The sequence below is a fragment of the Methylobacterium sp. Leaf89 genome (assembly GCF_001422215.1).
GTDB lineage: Bacteria > Pseudomonadota > Alphaproteobacteria > Rhizobiales > Beijerinckiaceae > Methylobacterium.
Genome location: NZ_LMML01000007.1, coordinates 1 through 3,226 on the forward strand (window position 1 = coordinate 1; position 3,226 = coordinate 3,226).

Genomic DNA, 3,226 nt, shown 5'->3' on the forward strand with positions numbered 1-3,226 from the left:
GGACGCCTCGGCGCCCCCAAGCGCCTCACCCTCGCCGACAGCGTCGACGCCCGCCGCGTCTGAGCCCATCCCGGCCGGTCCCCGCGACCGGCCGGCCAACCCATCCCAGTCATCCGAACACAAGGAGACATCCCATGAGCAGCACCACCGACAAGCTGAAGGGTCTCGCCAACGAGGCGGCCGGCAACGTCAAGCAGGCCGCCGGCAAGGTCACGGGCAACGACAAGCTCGTGGTCGAAGGCAAGGCCCAGGAGCTCAAGGGCGAGGCCCAGCGCACCGTCGGCGAAGCCAAGGACGGCATCGCCTCGGCCGTCGATAAGGTCACCGGCAAGCACTGATTCCGGACGGCGGCCGAAGCCCCGACCAAGGTCCCGCCGCCCCTTATCCCCCCTCGAACCCAGGAGTTTCCCCATGAACGGAGACCAGTTCCGCGGCGCCTCGCGCCACCTCAAGGGCCGCGCGCAGACCGCGGTCGGCGGCATCACCGGTGATCCGGCGCGCCAAGTGCGCGGCGCCGTGAACCAGGTGGCCGGCGGCGCCCAGTACGCCTACGGTCGCGCCCGCGACCGGGCCGAGGATCTCATCGACGACGGGCGCGACATCGCCCACGAGGTGCGCGACCGCGCCGGGAACCTGATCGAGGACGGGCGTCACCTCGTCGACGAGACGCGCGACCGGGCGGGAAACCTCATCGATGACGGTCGCGCCTTCGCCCATCACGCGGCCAAGCGCGGATCGACCTACGGCCGACAGGCCGCGCGCTACGCCGACGACAACCGCGCCTCCGCGCTCCTCGGCCTCGCCGCCGTCGCCTTCGCGGTGGGCTGGCTGTCCCGTCGCAATCGTTGATCCCGCAGTCCCGGAGACCATCCCATGATCCGCAAGCTCCTCACCGCCTTCCTGCTTCCGAAGGTCATCGCCTATGTCAGCCGCCGCTTCGGCGGGCGTTCCGCCGTCCCGCCGAACCGGCGCGGCTACTGAGCCCATCCCCAGCGCACCTCCACCATCCGTCAGGAGACACCTCACGATGAAGCTGACCCTCGCCCTTGCCGCCACCGTCGCCGCTGCCCTGGTCGGGCTCCCGGCCCAGGCAGCCCCGACGACGGGCGGCCCAGCCGTCGAGGCCCTGGCGCACGCGGATGTACCGACCGCGTACATGCAGTTTCGCCGGTACGGTCACCGTCACGGCTGGCGCGGTGGGCGCGGCTACGGTCGGGGCTACGGCTACCGGCGCGGCTACGGCTATCGCCGGGGACCCGGCGTGGGCGCGGCGGTCGGCGCCGGCGTGGCCGGCCTCGCCGCGGGCGCGATCATCGGTGGGGCGATCGCGACTTCGCAGGCCCAGGCCGCTCCGCGCGGGGTGCCGGCCGAGGCCGTGGCCGCCTGTGCCCGCCGTTTCCGTTCCTACGATGCGGCCAGCGGAACCTATCTCGGCAACGACGGCGAACGGCATTCCTGCCCGTAGGGCTCGACGATGGCCGGTCCGAAGGACGCGACGGGGGGACGGAGCCCCGGGCGGGCGGGAGCGAACGACCCTCGATGAAGTTCGCCAAGGTCCTTCTGCGCCCGGAGCTCGTGTTCCTGCTGCTCACCGTCTTCCTCGGTCTCGCGGCGGGGGTGGCCTACTGGGTCTCCCGCGCCACGGTTCTGACGGTGGCGGTGGCGCCCCGGGACGGAACCGAGCCGGCCCTGATCCAGGCCTATGCCGACGCCCTCGCCAAGCGCCACAAGGAGATCCGCCTCAAGGTCCTGGCCCTCGACGACGTGCGCGACAGCGCCGCCGCCCTCCAGGAGGGACGGGCCGACCTCGCTGTCGTGCGTCCCGACGTCGACCTGCCCGACAACGGCCTGACCCTGGCGATCCTGCGGGACCAAGCGATGATCATCGCCTCACCGGAAGGCTCCGGCCTGACCCGGTTCCCGCAGCTCGAGCGCAAGCGCCTCGCCATCCTGGCCCATCGCGACGCCGACCAGGCGCTCATCAAGGCCATGGTCGAGCATTACGGCCTGACTCTTCTCGACAAGGAGCCCGACGGCCCGGTGCCGCCGCGCCACGTGGCGCTGGTGGAGATGACGGAGGCGGAGCTCGCGGGCGCCTTCACCCGCAAGCGGATCGACGCGGTGGTCTCGGTGATCGCCCCGACCTCGCCCACCGCCCAGCGCATCGTCGGCATCGTGCAGGGGGTGAGCCGGAGCGGGAAGGTCGCCTTCGTCGACGTGGAGAACGCCGACGCCATCATCGCGCGCCTGCCGCGCCTCCAGGCCGTGACGATGCCGGCCGAGACCTTCGGCGGCAGTCCGAAGGTGCCGGCCGAGGATGTCCATACCGTGGGGGCCTCCTACCGCCTGATGGCCCGCACCACCCTCTCCCGACCGGTCGCGGCCGACGTCACCCAGCACCTGTTCGAGATGCGCAGCGGCATGGCCAACGTGACGCCGGCGGCCGACTACGTGCAGGCGCCGAACTACGACAGCACGGCGGGCGCGACGAGCGCGCGGCTGCCGATCCATCCCGGCGCCGTCGACTTCTTCGAGCGCGAGCAGCAGGGCTTCGTCGAGCGTTACGAGACCTGGATCTACCTCGTCGCCTTCCTCGGCGGCGGCATCGGCTCGGCGCTCGCCTGGGTCGGGCAGCGCCTGTCGCGCCTGCGCCGCGAGCGCATCGAGGAGGCCACCGATCGTCTGCTGGAGATCCGGCAGGAGGCCCAGGACAGCGCCGACGCGCCGCGCCTGGAACAGCTCGCCCGCGAGATCGACGATCTGGCCGGCGACATCGCCAAGCACGCCCTCGAACGCCCGACCGAGGCCCGCACCCTGTCGGCGGCCGCCATCGCCATCGATGCGGCCCGCTCCACGGTCAAGCGCACCATCGCCGCCAGCCAGTATGCCGCCGAGCCGAGCGATCTGGCCGGGCGCACGACATCGACGGAGGCCGCCGCGGCGGGCTGACGACGCGAGCCTGGATCGTTGCCGGTCCGGCCCTTCTCGCCCCCCCAAACCTGTTCACTCCCCGAGACCTGTTCACCCCCCAAGACCTGTTCACCCCCCAAGACCTGTTCACCCCCACATACGGAGACCTCCGATGAGCAAGGGCTACCCCTCGATGACCGCGCTGCTGGGCCTTCTGGCCGTGGCCGGCTACCAGAACCGCGACAAGCTCGCCGAGCTGCTGAAGGGCCACGAGCCCACCGCACCCCAACGCACCGTCCCACCGATCCCGAACACA

Annotated in this window: 4 protein-coding genes; all 4 read left to right on the forward strand. The window is 71.8% G+C overall.

The window, feature by feature from the left end; translation table 11 throughout:
- The first annotated feature begins 134 nt into the window (after positions 1-134).
- The 4 genes from ASF18_RS03105 (at position 135) to ASF18_RS03120 (ending at position 2,949) form a co-directional block, all read left to right on the forward strand.
- On the forward strand, positions 135-338 hold the full coding sequence (locus ASF18_RS03105; protein ID WP_056217792.1) for a CsbD family protein: 204 nt from the start codon (positions 135-137) through the stop codon (positions 336-338).
- Positions 339-411: 73 nt separating this feature from the next.
- The gene (locus ASF18_RS03110) at positions 412-849 is read left to right on the forward strand and encodes a CsbD family protein (protein WP_056349410.1); all 438 of its coding nucleotides are present in this window, start codon (positions 412-414) and stop codon (positions 847-849) included.
- A 178-nt stretch (positions 850-1,027) separates the two neighbouring features.
- Positions 1,028-1,465 carry a BA14K family protein gene (locus ASF18_RS03115; protein WP_056349413.1) on the forward strand — a complete coding sequence of 146 codons (438 nt, stop codon included), beginning with the start codon at positions 1,028-1,030 and terminating at the stop codon, positions 1,463-1,465.
- Positions 1,466-1,539: 74 nt separating this feature from the next.
- Complete coding sequence (locus ASF18_RS03120; protein WP_056217799.1) at positions 1,540-2,949, forward strand: TAXI family TRAP transporter solute-binding subunit; 1,410 nt, start codon at positions 1,540-1,542, stop codon at positions 2,947-2,949.
- Positions 2,950-3,226: the final 277 nt, after the last annotated feature.

What these genes read in the sequence shown, in the direction of transcription:
- ASF18_RS03105 (WP_056217792.1), top strand. Translation starts at nt 135, where the DNA reads ATGAGCAGCACCACCGACAAGCTGAAGGGTCTCGCCAACGAGGCGGCC.
- ASF18_RS03120 (WP_056217799.1), top strand. Translation starts at nt 1,540, where the DNA reads ATGAAGTTCGCCAAGGTCCTTCTGCGCCCGGAGCTCGTGTTCCTGCTG.
- ASF18_RS03110 (WP_056349410.1), top strand. Translation starts at nt 412, where the DNA reads ATGAACGGAGACCAGTTCCGCGGCGCCTCGCGCCACCTCAAGGGCCGC.
- ASF18_RS03115 (WP_056349413.1), top strand. Translation starts at nt 1,028, where the DNA reads ATGAAGCTGACCCTCGCCCTTGCCGCCACCGTCGCCGCTGCCCTGGTC.